Annotated in this window: 20 protein-coding genes; 18 read left to right on the top strand and 2 right to left on the bottom strand. The window is 34.0% G+C overall.

Translation table 11 applies throughout. The annotated features are described in order from the left end of the window. Nucleotides 1–66: 66 nt before the first annotated feature. Nucleotides 67–939, bottom strand: coding sequence for a helix-turn-helix domain-containing protein (locus GQ47_RS20785; RefSeq protein ID WP_035652643.1), 873 nt, complete (start codon nt 937–939; stop codon nt 67–69). Nucleotides 940–1,166: 227 nt separating this feature from the next. Here GQ47_RS20785 and hemA point away from each other — a divergent pair, with 227 nt between their 5' ends. The 14 genes from hemA to GQ47_RS20715 all read left to right on the top strand — a co-directional run bounded on the left by hemA (nt 1,167) and on the right by GQ47_RS20715 (nt 12,307). Then, complete coding sequence (hemA, locus tag GQ47_RS20780) at nt 1,167–2,417, top strand: glutamyl-tRNA reductase (protein ID WP_035652641.1); 1,251 nt, start codon at nt 1,167–1,169, stop codon at nt 2,415–2,417. Nucleotides 2,418–2,541: 124 nt separating this feature from the next. Continuing rightward, nucleotides 2,542–2,946, top strand: a complete 405-nt coding sequence (locus GQ47_RS20775) for a GxxExxY protein (protein ID WP_035652639.1) — start codon at nt 2,542–2,544, stop codon at nt 2,944–2,946. 103 nt (nt 2,947–3,049) lie between these two features. Then, nucleotides 3,050–3,973, top strand: coding sequence for a hydroxymethylbilane synthase (gene hemC, locus GQ47_RS20770; protein WP_035652637.1), 924 nt, complete (start codon nt 3,050–3,052; stop codon nt 3,971–3,973). Continuing rightward, on the top strand, nt 3,973–4,638 hold the full coding sequence (locus GQ47_RS20765) for a uroporphyrinogen-III synthase (protein ID WP_035652635.1): 666 nt from the start codon (nt 3,973–3,975) through the stop codon (nt 4,636–4,638). Before hemC ends, GQ47_RS20765 begins: the two co-directional genes overlap by 1 nt. A 52-nt stretch (nt 4,639–4,690) precedes the next feature. Next, nucleotides 4,691–5,716, top strand: a complete 1,026-nt coding sequence (gene hemE / locus GQ47_RS20760) for a uroporphyrinogen decarboxylase (protein ID WP_035652633.1) — start codon at nt 4,691–4,693, stop codon at nt 5,714–5,716. 102 nt (nt 5,717–5,818) lie between these two features. After that, complete coding sequence (locus tag GQ47_RS20755) at nt 5,819–6,370, top strand: transposase (protein ID WP_035652631.1); 552 nt, start codon at nt 5,819–5,821, stop codon at nt 6,368–6,370. 122 nt (nt 6,371–6,492) lie between these two features. Continuing rightward, nucleotides 6,493–6,870, top strand: a complete 378-nt coding sequence (locus GQ47_RS20750) for a hypothetical protein (RefSeq protein ID WP_035652628.1) — start codon at nt 6,493–6,495, stop codon at nt 6,868–6,870. Between the two features lie 2 nt (nt 6,871–6,872). Next, nucleotides 6,873–7,418 (top strand): GNAT family N-acetyltransferase, encoded by a 546-nt coding sequence (locus tag GQ47_RS20745; protein WP_035652626.1) that lies wholly within the window; start codon nt 6,873–6,875, stop codon nt 7,416–7,418. Next, the gene (gene hemF, locus GQ47_RS20740; RefSeq protein ID WP_035652623.1) at nt 7,415–8,317 is read left to right on the top strand and encodes an oxygen-dependent coproporphyrinogen oxidase; all 903 of its coding nucleotides are present in this window, start codon (nt 7,415–7,417) and stop codon (nt 8,315–8,317) included. The genes GQ47_RS20745 and hemF overlap by 4 nt, the downstream gene beginning before the upstream one ends. Beyond that, complete coding sequence (locus GQ47_RS20735; protein WP_035652620.1) at nt 8,308–9,246, top strand: DUF4421 family protein; 939 nt, start codon at nt 8,308–8,310, stop codon at nt 9,244–9,246. Before hemF ends, GQ47_RS20735 begins: the two co-directional genes overlap by 10 nt. Before the next feature lie 63 nt (nt 9,247–9,309). After that, on the top strand, nt 9,310–10,212 hold the full coding sequence (locus tag GQ47_RS20730) for a fructose bisphosphate aldolase (RefSeq protein WP_035652617.1): 903 nt from the start codon (nt 9,310–9,312) through the stop codon (nt 10,210–10,212). A 77-nt stretch (nt 10,213–10,289) separates the two neighbouring features. Then, the gene (hemB, locus tag GQ47_RS20725; RefSeq protein WP_035653487.1) at nt 10,290–11,282 is read left to right on the top strand and encodes a porphobilinogen synthase; all 993 of its coding nucleotides are present in this window, start codon (nt 10,290–10,292) and stop codon (nt 11,280–11,282) included. A 1-nt stretch (nt 11,283) separates the two neighbouring features. After that, nucleotides 11,284–11,694, top strand: a complete 411-nt coding sequence (locus GQ47_RS20720; RefSeq protein WP_035652614.1) for a c-type cytochrome — start codon at nt 11,284–11,286, stop codon at nt 11,692–11,694. 163 nt (nt 11,695–11,857) lie between these two features. Continuing rightward, nucleotides 11,858–12,307: a GyrI-like domain-containing protein gene (locus GQ47_RS20715; RefSeq protein WP_035652611.1), complete on the top strand. Its 450-nt coding sequence runs from the start codon at nt 11,858–11,860 to the stop codon at nt 12,305–12,307. Between the two features lie 46 nt (nt 12,308–12,353). Here the strand turns inward: GQ47_RS20715 and GQ47_RS20710 are convergent, their stop codons facing one another. Further along, nucleotides 12,354–14,414 (bottom strand): M13 family metallopeptidase, encoded by a 2,061-nt coding sequence (locus GQ47_RS20710; protein WP_035652609.1) that lies wholly within the window; start codon nt 14,412–14,414, stop codon nt 12,354–12,356. A gap of 202 nt (nt 14,415–14,616) precedes the next feature. Between GQ47_RS20710 and GQ47_RS20705 the strand changes: the two genes are divergently transcribed. The 4 genes from GQ47_RS20705 to feoB all read left to right on the top strand — a co-directional run bounded on the left by GQ47_RS20705 (nt 14,617) and on the right by feoB (nt 18,732). Then, entirely contained in the window at nt 14,617–15,540 is a 924-nt protein-coding gene (locus tag GQ47_RS20705; protein WP_035652606.1) for a DMT family transporter, read from the top strand. 84 nt (nt 15,541–15,624) lie between these two features. Then, nucleotides 15,625–16,290, top strand: a complete 666-nt coding sequence (locus tag GQ47_RS20700) for an SCO family protein (RefSeq protein ID WP_035652604.1) — start codon at nt 15,625–15,627, stop codon at nt 16,288–16,290. Nucleotides 16,291–16,393: 103 nt separating this feature from the next. Continuing rightward, nucleotides 16,394–16,633, top strand: coding sequence for a FeoA family protein (locus tag GQ47_RS20695; protein WP_035652602.1), 240 nt, complete (start codon nt 16,394–16,396; stop codon nt 16,631–16,633). Continuing rightward, the gene (gene feoB / locus GQ47_RS20690) at nt 16,633–18,732 is read left to right on the top strand and encodes a ferrous iron transport protein B (protein WP_035652601.1); all 2,100 of its coding nucleotides are present in this window, start codon (nt 16,633–16,635) and stop codon (nt 18,730–18,732) included. Before GQ47_RS20695 ends, feoB begins: the two co-directional genes overlap by 1 nt. The last annotated feature ends 6 nt before the right edge of the window (nt 18,733–18,738 follow it).

The raw sequence follows: 18,738 nt of genomic DNA, 5'->3' as shown, positions 1-18,738 counted from the left end.
TAAGCAGATTAAATTCGTGAATTGCTTCGCCTGTTCGCTATCGCTCGGGTCGTGGCTAAAAAAAACTTACACATTCGCATTAATCGACATCAAATACTTCTTTGGAGTTGTGGCAAACTTTTTCTTGAACGCCGCAATAAAATGACTTCCGGTACTGTAGCCAATTTTAAGACCAACTTCGTTTACATTATAAGAACCGCTGTCTAAAAGTTTTCGAGCAAAATCCATTTTGTAATCGAAAAGGAAACCGTAAACCGTGTCACCATAAATTTGTTTGAAACCCATTTTAAGTTTCTTCAAATTCAAACCAATTTCATCTGCCAATTCTTGTAATCCTGGCGGTTCGGCCATATTGGCGATAATGATTTCTTTTGCTCTTCGGATTTTTAGCACGTTGTCTTCATCAATTAAAAACGGACATTGTTCTGCGTTTGGATCTTCGGTTCTATTAAAATATAAACTCAATAATTCATATCCTTTTCCTTTATAATAAAGGTTTTTTATAGATGGATGAAGATTATAATGAAACAACTGACTCAAAACAATCGCCATTGACGGACTGATATTTCCTTCGTTATAATACTTTTTGTCCTTATTATCAGGACTTAAAAACGTAATATAATCGGCTTCAGCAGAAAATAACGCGTGAAATTTTTTGATCGAAACAATTACCGAAATCACCCACGAGTTTGGGGCCAATTCTAAATTAAGCGGTAATTCTTTCTGTGGATTGTATAAAAGCAACGATTTTTCTTCCTTTAAATCCAAAGCATAAGAACCTTGATTGAACAAGAATTTAGCATTGCCTTTTATCCCGAAGTGGAACTGTATCAGACCAGTACCTATTTCATGCTGCGCATAAAATGGCTCTAAACTGTCATTTTGAAAACGGATCAGCGTAAAGTCGTCTTCAATTTTTATAACTTCTTGAGAACTCATAGCGATATTTTTTTTTTACTAAAATCAAAACTAACGCAAAATCTTATTTAGAATCACTCTAAACTAATCACTTGAAATGAGTTGATTTTGCTACAAAAATAGTCCTTTTTACTCAAAAACACCTATTTAGGTTCAAAAAAACATACAGCGACATAAAAAGTACTTTTAGCGTTATTTTTATCGATGGTATAGTAATAATTTTGTTGCACTTTTATGAAAGTGAATTTATGGAAAACAATAACGTACCGAAACACCTTTATTTTTACTCAGTTGGTCTGAGTTATAAAAAAGCTGATGCTGAGGTCAGAGGTCAATTTAGTTTGGATGCAGTTGCGAAGACTCGTTTACTGGAACAAGCTAAAAACGAAGGAATAGAAAGTTTATTAGTTACTTCAACCTGCAACAGAACCGAAATTTACGGTTTTGCAGAACATCCATTTCAATTAATAAAATTGATTTGCGATAATAGCAACGGCTCTGTTGACGCTTTTCAAAGAGTTGGTTTCGTTTACAAAAATCAGGAAGCAATCAATCACTTATTTCGTGTAGGAACTGGTTTAGACAGTCAGATTTTAGGTGATTTCGAAATTATATCCCAAATTAAAACGTCTTTTATCCATTCAAAATCTTTAGGTCTGGCGAATGCTTTTTTGGAAAGATTAGTGAATGCGGTAATTCAGGCTAGCAAAAGAATTAAAACGGAAACAGAAATCAGTTCTGGTGCTACTTCGGTTTCTTTTGCATCGGTACAATATATTCTAAAAAATGTTGAAGATATCAGCAACAAAAATATTTTACTTTTTGGAACTGGAAAAATCGGAAGAAATACTTGTGAAAATTTAGTAAAACATACTAAAAATGAACATATTACTTTAATCAACAGAACGAAAGACAAAGCTGAGAAATTGGCCGGAAAATTAAATCTGATTGTTAAAGATTATTCTGAATTACACTTAGAACTTCAAAAAGCCGATGTTGTCGTTGTAGCAACAGGCGCACAAAACCCAACAGTTGACAAAGCAATCTTGAATCTTAAAAAACCTTTGTTAATTCTGGATTTATCTATTCCAAAAAACGTTCATGAAAATGTTGAGGAATTAGAAGGTGTAACGTTGATTCACATGGATTATTTGTCGCAATTGACAGATGAAACTTTGGAAAACAGAAAATTACACATTCCGGCAGCTGAAGCCATCATAGAGGAAATCAAAGAAGAATTTGTTATTTGGATGAAAGGCAGAAAATTTGCTCCAACAATTAATGCCTTAAAAGAAAAACTAAACGCGATCAAAGCTTCGGAATTGGATTTCCAAAGCAAAAAAATCGCTGATTTTAATGAAGAACAAGCTGAAATCATCAGTAATAGAATCATTCAGAAAATCACTACTCATTTTGCAAATCATTTAAAAGACGACGATACCATGGTCGATGAAAGCATCGAATGGATCGAGAAAGTCTTCAAAATAAAAGCATCTTAAATTTTACCATTAAGGCATTAAGAGAATTAAGTCAATCTTTGTCGAAGAAAATTAAGCCAAGCTATTTTTGAACACGAAGCTTAATTAACTTAATCTCTTAATAGTAAAAACAATAATACGTTCTATGACAAAAAAAGAGGTTACGCAATTGGCTTATGAAATTACAGGTTTTGCTATAAAAGTGCACAAAGCTTTGGGACCTGGACTTTTAGAAAGCATATATGAGAAGTGCCTTAAATATGAATTAGAACGAAACGGATATGATGTAAAACAACAATTATCTGTTAAAATCGATTATTACGATCTTGAATTTGAATCTGATTTACGAATCGATTTACTAGTCAATGACTGTGTTGTTGTTGAATTAAAAGCAATAGAAAACCTATTGCCGATTCACGAAGCACAATTATTGACATATATGAAATTATTACAAAGACCTCAAGGACTATTAATAAATTTCAACACAACAAACATTACAAAATCAATGAAACCTCTTGTGAATGATTATTTCACAAGATTAATAGATTAAATAAAATTTTGAACCATTAAGATATTAAGAAAGTTAAGCTTAATATTCTCTGACAAAGAAAAGCTTAATAACCTTAATATCTTAATGGTAAAAAAGAAAAAAAATGGCTGAAAAAACAATCAGAATTGGAACTCGCGATAGCGAATTAGCACTTTGGCAGGCACATACTGTCGAGAAAAAACTAAACGATTTAGGTTATAAAACTTCAATTGTTGCAGTTAAATCTCAAGGCGATATTATTCTCGATAAACCACTTTACGAACTCGGAATTACAGGAATTTTCACAAAAACCTTAGATATTGCTATGATTAACGGTGATATTGATATTGCCGTGCATTCGATGAAAGACGTTCCGACTGCTTTACCAAAAGGAATTGTTCAGGCTGCGGTTTTGGAAAGAGCCAATGTTTTAGACATTTTAGTACTTAAAGGCAATCCTGATTTCGCGAACCCAAGTACGATTGCGACAGGAAGTTTACGTCGCCAGGCGCTTTGGTACAATAAATATCCAAATCATACGGTGGTTGATTTACGTGGAAACGTGAATACGCGCATGCAAAAATTACAGGATAATGATTGGGACGGAGCTGTTTTTGCGGCAGCAGGTTTGGAAAGAATCAACTTAAAACCTGAAAATTATATCAATTTAGATTGGATGATTCCCGCGCCGGCTCAAGGAGCAATGCTTGTTGTGGCAATGGAAAATGACAATTACACTTTAGATGCACTTTCGCAATTAAACCATATTGAAACTGAAATTTGTACTTACATTGAGCGTCAGTTTTTGAGAACTTTAGAAGGCGGATGTACAGCACCAATTGGAGCTTTGGTAACGTATAATGAAGACGAAGATACTTTACATTTTCAAGGTGTTTTACTTTCTGTTGATGGAAAACAAAAATTGGAAATCAACAAAACGGTTGATATTTCAGAATGGAAAAAATTAGGCTTCAACTCTGCTCAGGAAATTTTGAATAATGGAGGAACGGAATTAATGCAGAAAATCAAAGAATCCCTGAAGAAATAATGGCAAATCCAGTTCAAATAGTATCTACTAAAATATTATCACCTCTTCATAAGCAAGAGTTGATGAAATATGGCGTCGAAGTAATCGAAGCCGATTTCATCAAAACTGAAAACAAAGCTTTCGAATTAAAAGACCTCAACGAAAGTTTAATTTTTACAAGTCAGAATGCTGTTCATAGTGTTTTATCAGATCCAAAATCAGAAGAGCTAAAAAAGAAAAACGTGTACTGCGTTGGACTTAAAACCAAAACTTTATTGACAGATAACGGATTTAATGTTGTGGCTTACACAGGTTATGCATCTGATTTGGCAGAAATTATCACTTTAATTTATGGAAATGAAAGTTATACTTTTTTCAGCGGGAATTTAAGAAGAGATACTTTGCCAGAAGCTTTAAAAGAAAACGGAATTAAATTCAATGAAATTCAGGTTTATGAAACTACGCTTCAGCCTCAGAAAATAAAAGCAAATCCTGAAGCGATTTTGTTTTTTAGTCCGTCTGGAGTTAAAAGTTATCTGAAAGACAATACTATAAACAAACAAATCTGCTTTTGTATTGGCGAAACCACCGCAGAAGCTTTATCAAAAATCACAAAAAATATCATCATCGCAGATCAGCCTACAATTGAAGACGTGATCGAAGATGTAATTCAAGAATACAAATAAAAAACCTTTGCAACTTTGTCACTTTGCGACTTTGCAACTAAAATAAAAACTCATGTTAAAAAACGACCTATTTTTAAAAGCATTAAAAGGAGAAACAGTTCAGCGTCCGCCGGTTTGGATGATGCGTCAGGCAGGAAGATATTTACCTGAATTTAGAGAACTGCGTGATAAATATGATTTTTTTACGCGTTGCGAAACTCCAGAATTAGCTGCTGAAATTACAGTTCAGCCAATTCGCAGAATTGCTCCGGATGCTGCCATTTTATTTTCGGATATTTTAGTTGTACCGCGTGCAATGGGAATTCACGTAGAATTGAAAGATAATTTGGGTCCGATTATTCCAGATCCAATTCGTACAATGGAGCAAGTAAATCAGGTTTTTGTTCCAGATGTAAATGAAACTTTAGGTTACGTTTTCGATGCTGTGAAATTGACTAAAGAAATGTTGAATGATGAGGTTCCGTTAATTGGTTTCGCAGGTTCGCCTTGGACAATTTTCTGTTATGCTGTTGAAGGAAAAGGTTCTAAAAGTTTTGATACTGCAAAAGGATTCTGCTTTTCAAACCCAGTTGCGGCGCATACTTTATTGCAAAAAATCACAGATACAACAATTTTATACTTAAAAGAAAAAGTAAAATCAGGAGTAAATGCCGTTCAGATTTTTGATTCTTGGGGAGGAATGCTTTCTCCTGTTGATTATCAGGAATTTTCATGGAAATACATCAACCAGATTGTTGACGCATTAGCTGAAATTACTCCAGTTATTGTTTTCGGAAAAGGCTGTTGGTTTGCTCTTGGCGATATGGGTAAAAGTAAAGCTTCTGCATTAGGAGTTGATTGGACTTGTTCGGCTAGAAATGCTCGTTATTTGTCTGGTGGAAATATTACTTTGCAAGGAAACTTTGATCCGTCAAGATTGCTTTCTCCAATTCCGACTATCAAGAAAATGGTTCACGAAATGATCGACGAGTTTGGAAAAGATAAATATATCGTAAATTTAGGTCACGGAATTTTACCAAATATCCCTGTAGATCACGCAAAAGCGTTTATTGACGCGGTTAAGGAATACGGAAATTAAGTATCCCGTTTCGATTGGCATTCCTGCAAGGTTTTCAAAACCTTGTAGGTCTAAAAGTTATTTTTAAATTTACAGTAAAAACCTACAGTAGATTATAAAAGAATGAAACTTGAAGTATTGCAAAAAGATTGTTACTATCATATTTATAATCGAGGAATTAATGGAACAAATATTTTTGAAAATGATGCTAATAAACTTTATTTCTTAAACCAATTAGCAAAATATTTGGAGGATAAAATTTCCATTTTTGCTTATTGTTTGATGAACAATCATTTTCACTTGGTTATTCGATTAAATACTGAAGAAAAAGACGTTACACAAGCATTTTCAAACTTATTTAATTCTTATGCAAAGGCGTTTAATAAATATACCAACAGAACAGGAAGTTTATTCGAAAAGCACTTTAAAAGAATAAATTTAAAAGATGAAAATTATTTAAAACGATTGATTGTTTATGTTCATTTAAATCCGAGACATCATTTTGATTTAGATTTTGAAGACTTTAAGTTTTCGTCTTTTCGAGCTTTTGTAACTAATCGGGAAACAAAAATAGAACGAGATGAAGTTTTGACTTTATTTGGAGATTTCGAAAATTTCATCTTTTGTCATAATCAGAAAAATGAGTTTCTAAATGAAACTTATACTTTTGAATAATTCAGGTCTATCCTGCAAGGTTTCCAAAACCTTGTAGGCTTATATTTTTATAATATCGGAATTTAAAATATAATAAGAAATACCTACAAGGTTTTGGAAACCTTGCAGGAAAACTAAAAAACATGCTCAACAAAGGTTTAAGAGACGAAGAAAAAATCAGAATTGATAACGTTCTTAAAACGTTACGAACTCTCATTTTTGTACCTTATCCTTTGAATGCTTTACAAAAAACGGAAATTGAAAATCAACTCAAAGAATTCGGATTAAACCTTAAAAATTTAATTGATTTTTCGAATGAAGATTTAATTACTTTCTTGATTCGTTTTTCCTTTGATTGGGAGCAATTAGAACAATTTGCCGATATTTTAGTCGAATTTTCTAAAACTGAAAACTATAATTTAGATAATAAGGCTTTGGCCGTTTATCAATATATTCAGGCAGAAAGCAAAGTTTTTTCTTTCGGAATCAATACTAAAATTGCTTCTCTAAAAAACAAATAAAAATGAGTTTTACAGATTGGAAAACAGACCGAATTGAAAATATTCTTCCTAAAGAGTTTTATAAACTGATTGATAAGAATAAAAATCACATTGGAAAAACTTTCCCTGTAACGCTAGCTAATTCTGACTCACCAGAAAAAGCAGAAAATTTTATCTCCGTTAATAAAGACAAGGAAAGAAATAGTGAAGGATATTATTTCTTCGCCCGAGATATAAAAACAAATAATCTAATTGGTTATTTGTGTGTAAAAACTATTGATTACCGCATTTCAAAATGTGAATTAGGTTATTTTATTGACGAAGATTTTCAAGGAAAAGGAATTACATCCAAAATGGTTTCTGATGCACTTGATTTTTGTTTCAATGAATTGAAAATGAACAAAGTTTTTATATGTACTTCAGAAGTAAACATAGCAAGCCAGCGAATTGCATTAAAACATAATTTTAAACAAGAAGGAATTTTAAGAGACGAATTTAGAAACGGTGATGGCACCTTACAGAACACCGTTTACTTCGGATTACTTAAATCAGAATATAATTTACAATGAAAGACAAATTTTACGCATACATACAACAATTACAAGACCAAATCTGCGCTGGACTAGAAGCTGTTGACGGAACAACGAAATTCCGTGAAGATCTTTGGAAACGTCCGGAAGGCGGCGGCGGAAGAACACGTGTTATTGAAAACGGAAATGTTTTCGAAAAAGGTGGTGTAAACATTTCTGCCGTTCATGGAAAACTTCCAGAAACGATGCAAAAGATGTTTAATGTTGGCGAAGCCGATTTTTTTGCGTGCGGATTAAGTTTGGTTTTACATCCAAAAAACCCAATGACTCCAACAGTTCACGCGAATTGGCGTTATTTTGAAATGTATGACGAATCTGGAAAAGTAATCGAACAATGGTTTGGTGGCGGACAAGATTTAACGCCTTATTATTTGTTTGAAGAAGATGCGAAACATTTTCATCAAACTTGTAAAACGGCTTGCGACAAACACAATCCCGAGTTTTATCCGAAATACAAAAAACAGTGTGATTCGTATTTCTGGAATGCACATAGAAATGAAGCTCGAGGAATTGGAGGTTTATTTTTTGATTATTGCAAAGCAAATGAATCAATGTCAATGGAAAATTGGTATAACTTTGTAACTGAGGTTGGTAATAGTTTCCTTGAAGCTTATGTTCCAATTGTAGAAAGAAGAAAAAATTTAGCATATACGCCAGAAAACAGAAACTGGCAGGAAATCCGTCGTGGCCGTTATGTCGAGTTTAATCTGGTTCATGACAAAGGAACTTTATTCGGATTAAAAACGAATGGAAGAATCGAAAGTATTTTAATGAGTTTGCCTCCGCATGTGCAATGGGTTTACGATCATCATGCAGAAGCAGGAAGCGAAGAAGAGAAATTGGTAAATGTGTTAGAAAACCCACGCGAATGGATGTAAAACTGATTTATATAGCGTTTTTTGCAAGTGTTTTTGGGTGTTTCGCTCAAAATGACACTTTGCAAAATCCCTATTTTAAATCCTATAATGATAAAATTACGGCCAGTGTTTATTATTTAGACACTTCAAATAGTTTTCAGATTACATCAGATAATCAGGATCCGAAGATATATTTTGATCTTATTCCCAATCGCAAAGAGCAAATCGGTTTTAGTTTAAATTACAAGATTATTGATATTACGATTGGTTTTGCTCCGAAATTTCTTGGTGGAAATACGGGAGATTCCCATTCTAAAAATTTTAATTTCAACACCCGTTTTTATTATAAAAAATGGATGCAGTCCTTAACTTTTATCAATCAAAAAGGGTTTTATGTCAGTGATGATAATTTTACTGCACAAATGCCCAATATGCGAAGTACAAAAATTGGCGGATCGACTTCCTATGTTTTTAATGACAAATTCTCATTTAAAGCATTGGTAAACCAAAACGAATGGCAAACCAAAAGTTCCGGAAGTTTTATTCCGAATTTTTCTTTTTATTACACGAACATAGACCTAAATACGCCCGATACAACACCTGGAGATATTTACGGATTTACTTTAACGCCTTCTTACTTTTATAATTTTGTAATAAGTGATCGCGTTTTAATTGGAGCAGGGATTGGTTTGGGTGCCGGAATTAATGATGTTGACGGAGATACCTCAGCGTTATATCAAGCCGATCTAAATTTAAAATTAGCTTATAATCAAGATCGTTTCTTTGCTTTTGCCAGTCTCAATGCGGTAACCTTTGATCAGGACGAAAAAGTAGATCCGAGATTGAATGATAATATTGTGACTTTAAAAATTTCTGCAGGTTATCGATTTGATCCTCCAAAAAAGATAAAAGAAGTATACGACAAGGCAAATGAGAAAATAGGTCTTTAAAAAGGCTTCAAAATAGCAAAAACAAGCATAAGCAGGGATTTCTAATAATTAAAAATCATTATTATGGAAAAGACAGATGTAAAAACGGCACAATTAAATCGTATGCATTCCGGAAAAGGCTTTATCGCCGCACTTGATCAAAGTGGCGGAAGTACTCCAAAAGCTTTAGCACAATATGGTGTACAGGAAAGCAGTTACACGAATGATGAAGAAATGTACACACTTGTTCATGAAATGCGAACAAGAATTATAAAGAGTCCAGCTTTCGACAGTCAATATATTCTCGGGGCAATTTTGTTCGAAAATACAATGGACCGCAAAATCGACGGACAATGGACGGCTGATTATTTATGGGAAAAGAAAAACATCGTTCCGTTTCTAAAAGTAGACAAAGGACTTGCTGATCTTTCAAACGGAGTTCAAATCATGAAGCCGATTTCTAATTTAGATGAATTACTGACAAGAGCTGTAGAACGAAATGTTTTTGGAACTAAAATGCGTTCAGTAATTAAAGAAGCAAATCCAGCCGGAATTCGAGAGGTTGTTGAACAACAATTTGCAGTTGGTTTACAAATTTTCGAAAAAGGATTAATTCCGATTATCGAACCGGAAGTTGATATTTATAGTTCAGATAAAGAAAAATCAGAAGAAATCTTAAAAGAAGAAATCTTAAAAGCACTTAACAAACTTGATAAAGATGTAAAAGTGATGCTGAAGCTTTCGATTCCAACCGTGAATAATTTCTATAGTGATTTAATGGCTGACTCACATGTAGTTCGTGTCGTTGCGCTATCAGGAGGTTATTCTCGTGATGAGGCCAATGAAAAGTTGTCACAAAATCACGGATTGATTGCCAGTTTCTCAAGAGCATTATCGGAAGGACTTTCAGCCGGACAATCTGATACCGATTTTAATAACGAGTTAAGTAGCACAATTAAAGAAATTTACAAAGCTTCAATTACATAAAAGCTTTAGAAAATAAAACACAAAAAATGAATATTTTCAGGATAAAACCTGAAACTTTAAACTTTAAACAAATTAAAATGTTCCCATTACAAAGAAACCGCCGTTTAAGAACTAATGAATCTATTCGTTCTTTAGTTCGCGAAACAAGTTTAAGTCCGCAGGATTTTATGCTTCCAATGTTTGTTGCCGAAGGAAAAGACATAAAATCTGCCATTCCATCAATGCCTGGAATTTATCGTCATTCGTTGGATAACACAATCAAAGAAGTAAAAGAAGCTTGGGATTTAGGAATCAAAGCGGTAAATATTTACGTAAAAGTAAGCGACAATTTAAAAGACAATAAAGGTACCGAGGCTTGGAATAAAGATGGTTTGATGCAACAAACAATCCGTGCAATTAAAGATGCAGTTCCGGAAATGATTGTAATGCCTGATGTGGCTTTAGATCCGTATTCCATTTATGGTCACGACGGAATTATCGAAAACGGTCAATTAATCAACGATGCAACTGTTGACGCCTTAACAAGAATGAGTTTAAGCCATGCTGAAGCCGGAGCCGATTTTGTAGCGCCAAGCGACATGATGGACGGACGAGTTTTGGCAATTAGAAAAGCTTTGGAACAAAACGGCCATCATAATGTTGGCATTATGAGTTACAGTGCAAAATATGCTTCTGCATTTTACGGACCGTTCCGAGATGCGTTAGATTCTGCTCCGGTAGATTCACAAAATATCCCAAAAGACAAGAAGACGTATCAAATGGATTATGCGAATAGAATTGAAGGAATTCGCGAAGCATTATTAGACGTTGAAGAAGGTGCAGACATCGTAATGGTAAAACCGGGAATGGCTTATTTGGATATCGTTCGTGAGGTAAAAAATGCCGTTCATGTGCCAGTTGCGGTTTACCAAGTATCTGGTGAGTACGCAATGGTAAAGGCCGCAGCAGAAAGAGGGTGGCTTGATCATGATAAAATTATGATAGAGCAACTTTATTGCATTAAGCGTGCGGGGGCTAGTATTATCTCAACTTATTTTGCAAAAGAAGCTGCAGTAATTTTAAATAAATAAAATGAAAAAAGCAGTATTCTTAGCAGCCGTTTTAGCATTTGCTTCATGCAAAAAAGAGAGTCAGGAACCTTTCGGAAAGTCATCTGAAAGTACAACAGAAACTTCTTCCGAAGGCGAATCGGCGAAAGCCACAACTCCAGTTGATTTAGGAAAAGAAATTTTTGAAGGAAGAGGAAATTGCACTTCTTGTCATCAGCCTGATCAAAAAGTTATTGGTCCAAGCATTCAGGAAATAGCAAAAATTTACAAAGACAAAAAAGGTGACATTGCCACTTTCTTAAAAGGAAACGCAGATCCAATTGTTGATCCGAGTCAATTTGCTGTAATGCAGACTAATTTTGCAGTAACCAAAGAAATGTCTGATGAGGAATTAAAAGCTATAGAAGCTTATATTTACAGTTATTCAAAATAACTTGATCTTATCATAAAATGAAAAACGACGCTTATTATAGCGTCGTTTTTTATTTATACAGTTTTTCGCAAAAGTTAAATCTTGAAGTTAATTGATACTGATGACATACTGTTGTCACAACTCGGATTTAATTTTGGGTCATCAACCAATAAATTTAAACATAATGTACAATCAAGAATTCAATGTAATCGGGATTTCAATTAGAACAACAAATGAAAATGGGCAATCAGCAAAAGATATTCCGGCACTTTGGAACAATTTTTTATCAGAATCCATTGCAGAGAAAATTCCAAACAAAATTTCGCAAGATATCATTTGCATTTATACCGATTACGAAAAAGATCACACTAGACCTTATACCACAATTTTAGGCTGTGTGGTAGACAATCTGAATAGTATTCCCGAAGAAATGACGGGAATAACAATTCCAAATTCTAACTATGAAAAATTCACACCAAAAGGGAATTTGGCAGATGGAATTGTCTATAACGAATGGCTAAAAATCTGGGAATTAAATCTGGGACGAACTTTTACGAGCGATTTTGAAGTTTATGGTGCAAAAGCTCAAAATCCTGAAAATGCTGAGGTTGACATTTATATTGCTATTAAATAATAAAAAAAAACGGCGCTGATTCAGCGCCGTTTTAATATTTATAAGATTACCAGATTTTAACCCTTTTCTCTGGTTCAAGATACATAGCATCTCCTGGTTTAATTCCGAAAGCTTGGTAAAAAGCATCTAAGTTTTTAATTGGCACAACCGCTCTGTACATTCCTGGAGAGTGCGGATCTGTTTTAACTTGGCTCTTAATTGCTTCATCTCTAGATTTTGTTCTCCAAACAGTAGCCCAAGAAATAAAGAAACGCTGTTCTGGAGTAAATCCGTCAATTAATCCTGGATTTCCGTTTGCTTTCAAATATAATTGTAAACCATCGTAAGCAGCATTTGTTCCTCCTAAATCTCCAATGTTTTCACCCAAAGTAAATTTACCATCAACGTGAATTCCTGGCAATGGCTCTAAAGCACTGTATTGCGCAGCAAGATCTCCTCCAAGAGCAGTAAATTGCTTTAAATCATCAGCTGTCCACCAGTCAACTAAATTTCCATCTGCATTGTAACGAGCACCAGAATCATCAAAACCGTGAGAGATTTCATGTCCAATAACTGCTCCAATTCCACCATAATTTACAGCAGCATCAGCTTGGTAATTGTAGAAAGGTGGCTGTAAAATCGCCGCTGGGAAAACAATCTCGTTATAAGATGGGTTGAAATAAGCATTAACTGTTTGCGGAGACATACCCCACTCTGTTTTATCAACTGGTTTTCCAAGTTTAGATAAATTGTCGGCGTAAGCCCATTTTGAAATATTTTTCATATTATCAAAATACGTTCCGCCTTCTTTAACATCTTTAAGCTCTAATTTTGAATAATCTTTCCATTTGTCTGGATATCCAATTTTAACCGTTAATTTTTTTAATTTTTCAATAGCTTTAACTTTAGTTTCAGCAGACATCCAAGGCAACGCATTGATTCTGTTTTCATAAGCCAACATTACATTAGCAATCATGTCTTTTGCTTTTGCTTTTGCTTCAGCAGGGAATAATTTCTCTACATAAAGTTTTCCTAAAGCTTCACCAGTTGCTCCGTTGATTACTTGCAAAGCAACTTCCTCACGTGGACGTTGTTTTAAAGCTCCAGTTAATGTTTTTCCGTAGAAATCAAAGTTTGCATTTTCGATATCTGTAGTCAAAGTTGAAGCAGCTCTGTTTAATAAAGACCATTTTAAATACTCTTTCCAAGCTTCTACTTTCTTTTCAGTAAAAGTCTTTTCTAAAGCGATCATGTAACGAGGCTGTGCCACATTTACAGTATCTAATTTTGCCATTCCAATTCCTGTGAAATATTTTTCCCATTGAATTGATGGTGTATTCTTTTTCAAATCAGCAACAGCTGTCGGATTGTATTGTTTTCTTCTGTCTCTTCTTTCAACACGATCCAATCTTGGAGCAGACATTTCAACCTCTAGAGCCAAAATTTGTTTTGCACTTTCTTTTGCTTTAGCAGGAGATTCTCCAATGTACTGCATCATACGAGCAACGTGAACTTCGTATTTTTCACGTTTTTCTTTAGAATCTTTATCATCTGAATTGTAGTAATCTTTATCAGATAGACCAAGAGTTCCAGGCCCTAAAGTCACAGAATTTTTATTACTGTTTTTTGCATCAGCACTAACATATACTCCAAAGAAACCTGATCCGCCAGAAAGTTGCATTTCAGTAATGTAGTTTTGAAGATCCGAAACATTTTTAATAGCGTCGATTTTCTTCAAATAAGGCTGAAGTTGTGTAACTCCTCTTTTATTTCTTCCAACAGTATCCATGATAGTGTTAAATAAAGCGATTGCTTTACCTTGGTCAGTATTTGATTTATACTTCGGGTTTTTCGAAGCTTCTTTCAAAATAGCAAGTGAATTCTCGTCTGTCTTTTGACGCAATTCATTAAAACTTCCCCATGAATTTCTATCACTAGGAATTTCAGTTTTGTCTAACCAAGCTCCGTTTACATAACGAAAAAAGTCCTGGCTTGGACTTACTTTGGTATCCATATTGGCAATATTGATACCTGGTTCTTTTGGTTTTGCATCTTGAGCTTGAACTGCTGTTATCGTTAACATTGCAGAAACTACACAAAACATTGGTTTAGTAAGCTTTTTAATCATTATAATTTATTGTTTTAGTATATATACAAACATATTGTTATTATTTTGAATACTATGTTAAAATTTTCCAATAATTAAAACTCTTCTTTAATATTAAATTTCCGAATAGAATACAGCTAAAAATTTCATCAATAATTTGTGAGATTTATACTCAATTTTTGGAATTGTTTTTGGAATATTTGTCAAAAGAAAAATCATCAAAGTGAAAGCAAAAATTCAGAATGCAGTTTCAGGAAAAGTTGACGCAATTGGACTTCCAATTTTAGCTTTATGCTGGGTAAGTTTTGGTTGGGGAACAACCTGGCTTGCATCAAAAGAAGGTGTAAAACATATGCCAGCACTTCAACTGGCCATGATTCGTCAGTTTTTAGCCGGACTAATCTATGTTGGTTATTTTATTTTGAAAAAAGAACCTTGGCCAAAAGGCAAACAGTGGATAACCATTTTGATTCTTGCCTTCTTGAATTTTGTTTGCAGCAATGGTTTAAGTACTTGGGGTGTGAAATACATCAGCAGCGGACTTGGTGCAATAATCAGTGCTATTTTTCCAATTTGGATTATCATTATTAACTTTTTCAATGGCGAAAGAGTTGCAAAACTTGCCATAACAGGAATTTTAATCAGTTTTGGTGGTATCTGTATTATTTTCATTGATCATTTAACTGACTTTTTCAAACCCGATTTTCAATTCGGAATCCTTTTGACGGTTATTTCAACCATCACATGGGCGTTTGGAATTTTGTTTATTAAGAAGAAAGCAGCAAGCTTTAATCCTTATTTCAGTTTAGGTCTTCAAATGTTGATTTCTAGTTTCATACTTTACGGAATTACTGAGCCTTTGGAGATGAATATTTCGCTTGCCAAAATTCCAACCACTTCATGGTGGGCAATTGGCTATCTTGTAATCATTGGTTCCGTATTAACTTTCATTGCTTTCATCTATACACTGCAGCATCTTCCAACAGAAATCAGCAGTATTTATGTTTACATTAATCCGATTATAGCTATGGTTTTAGGCTTTTTTATTTTTGGAGAAATGCTGACACAAGCTATAATTATTGGCAGTGTGGTTACTTTGTCAGGAATATATCTCGTGAACAAATCCATCCGAAAAAACAAAGCTTAAATGAAATTCTAATAAGCTGTTAAAAAGCTTTAAGAGTAAGTATTTTAAAATGCTCTTTTTGTATTTTTGCGCCAAATTATTTTTATGAAATCGCTTCTATATAAATACCGCAAATTCTTTATTGTTTTAATTGTATTTTCGGTTGTTACGATATCCTTATTTTATTCGGCTTTAAAACCACAAAAAACACTTCCAATTTACAATCCGTCTGATGTAAATCCAGAATTAGTTGACAGTACGATTCAATATAAAAGCAAATATCACACAATTGCTGATTTTTCGTTCGTAAACCAAAATGGCGATACGATCACTCAAAAAAATTACGAAGGAAAAATCTATGTTGCCGATTTCTTTTTTACAACTTGCGGTTCTATTTGTCCAAAAATGTCAACCAATTTAGTTGATGTTCAGAAAGCAGTTTTAAACAACCCAAAAGTAATGCTGCTTTCACACACGGTATTTCCTGAAGTCGACAGCGTTTCAGTTTTAAAAGAATATGCCATAAAATATGGTGTTGTAGACAGCAAATGGAATTTGGTTACCGGCGACAAAAAAGAGATTTACACAATGGCCAGAAAATCTTATTTAGCAGTGAAACTTGGCCGACCAGATCAATTGTATGATATGGTTCATACGGAGAATTTCGTTTTGGTTGATCAAAAAAGACGTGTTCGCGGTTTTTATGATGGAACTAACAAAGAAGAAATCAAACGTCTTTTAGAAGACATCGATTTCTTGTGTAAAGAGTAAAATCCCTTAATTTTAGAAAGATTTAGCATATTCAAAAGTGTTAAATACCTTGAAATAAAGAATTATTGCCTACTTTTGCAATCTAAACTCAATCTAAATAAGCTTGCAAAATACAATTCACACTCTGAAAAAAGGCGAGAAAGCCATTATCAAAGATTTTGATATCGATCTTATTCCTCTAAAATTATTAGAAATGGGTTGTTTGCCGGGAAGTGAAGTCGAATTATTACAAATTGCTCCTTTTGGAGATCCATTATATTTAGATATTAACGGTTCGCACGTTGCGATTCGTATCGAAACAGCTCGTGAAATTGAAGTTGAACTTATCAAAAGCAATTTATAATGAGTGTTCAAAATATTAATGTTGCCCTTATCGGAAATCCAAATACGGGAAAAACCTCGGTTTTCAATCAACTGACTGGTTTAAATCAGCAAGTTGGGAATTATCCCGGAATTACGGTTGAGAAAAAAATGGGATTTTGCAAACTTCCCCATAACATCAAAGCCAATATTTTAGACTTACCAGGAACGTATAGTTTGAATGCCAGTTCAATGGACGAAAGCGTAGTTATTGAACTTTTGCTAAATAAAAACGACAAATTATATCCGGATGTTGCCGTTGTGGTGACAGATGTCGAAAATCTGAAAAGAAATTTACTGATTTACACTCAAATAAAAGACCTTGAAATTCCGACGATTTTAGTGATAAACATGTCCGATCGTATGGAAAGAAAAGGAATTTCATTAGATATTCCGTTTTTAGAAGAAAAATTAAAAACTAAAATTGCTCTCGTAAGTTCTCGAAAAGGTTTAGGAATTGATGCTTTAAAGGAATTAATTGTTTCGTACAAAACCATTCCGCATGAACCTTGCCTTAACGCTTCGGTAATTGACGAAGAATATTTCAAAAAACTCCAACACGCATTTCCGAATCAATTGTTGTACAAACTTTGGCTTGTAATTACACAGGATGTCAATTTTTCGAATTTGGACAGAAATGAAATCAGAAGCACTTTTACCAAATCACATTCTGAATTAAAACGTCTTCAGCAAAAAGAAACTATCAAACGTTATCAGTTTATCAACGACGTTTTAAAAGAAGGATTAAAAGTCGATGCATCAATGGCAAAAGACATTCGTGCAAAACTGGATCGCGTTTTAACGCACAAAGTTTGGGGCTACGTTATTTTCTTTGCGATTTTATTTTTGATTTTCCAATCGATATTCAGCTGGTCAACTATTCCTATGGATTTCATTGACAGCACTTTTGCATCTTTAAGCGCTTGGGCTGCCGAAACATTACCAAGTGGCATTTTAACCGATTTACTTTCGCAGGGAATTATTCCGGGAATTGGCGGCGTTATTATTTTTATTCCACAAATTGCCTTTTTATTCTTGTTCATTTCAATTTTAGAAGAAAGCGGTTATATGAGCCGTGTTGTTTTTTTAATGGATAAAATAATGCGCAAGTTTGGGCTTTCAGGAAAAAGTGTTGTGCCTTTGATTTCAGGAACAGCCTGTGCCATTCCGGCAATTATGGCAACCCGAAATATTGAAAACTGGAAAGAACGTCTTATTACAATCTTGGTAACGCCATTCACAACTTGTTCAGCAAGATTACCTGTTTATGCTATTATTATTTCGCTGGTAATTCCGAGTACACGCGTTTTTGGAATATTGAATCTTCAAGGATTAACCTTAATGTTTCTCTATATTCTTGGATTTGCAACTGCAATTCTATCCGCTTATATTTTGAATAAAGTTTTGAAATTAGAATCAAAAACGTATTTCGTAGTCGAAATGCCAAGTTATAAATTACCTCTTTTTAAAAATGTCGGAATCAATGTTGTGGAGAAAACCAAAGCATTTATTGTGGGCGCCGGGAAAATCATTTTAGCCATTTCTGTTATTTTATGGTTTTTGGCTTCTTATGGTCCAGGAAAAGATTTTAATGAAGCCGAAAGCATTGTGAAAGAAAAATTTGCAGAAACTACACTAAACGAAGTTCAGTTTGAAAATGAAGTCGCTTCGCAAAAACTAGAGAACTCTTATATCGGACTAATGGGAAGAGCAATCGAGCCAGCAATTGCGCCTTTAGGCTACGATTGGAAAATCGGGATTGCATTAATCAGTTCATTTGCAGCGAGAGAAGTTTTTGTTGGAACACTTGCCACCATCTACAGCGTTGGTGATACGGACAACGAATCGACTATAAAAAGCAAAATGCAACAGGAAATTCATCCTGAAACAGGTCAAAAAGTATTTAATTTTGCAACCGGAATTTCATTATTGCTGTTTTATGCCTTTGCAATGCAGTGTGCAAGTACATTAGCCATTACAAAAAAAGAAACCAACTCGTGGAAATGGCCGGCAATGCAACTGGTATTTATGAGTGGACTTGCCTATTTTACTGCTTTAATCGCATATCAACTATTAAAATAAAGCGTC

The organism is Flavobacterium sp. ASV13 (genome assembly GCF_000745775.1).
Lineage (GTDB): Bacteria > Bacteroidota > Bacteroidia > Flavobacteriales > Flavobacteriaceae > Flavobacterium.
Note: the sequence above shows the minus strand (reverse complement) of the source record. Positions and strands in the feature narration are given on the sequence as shown.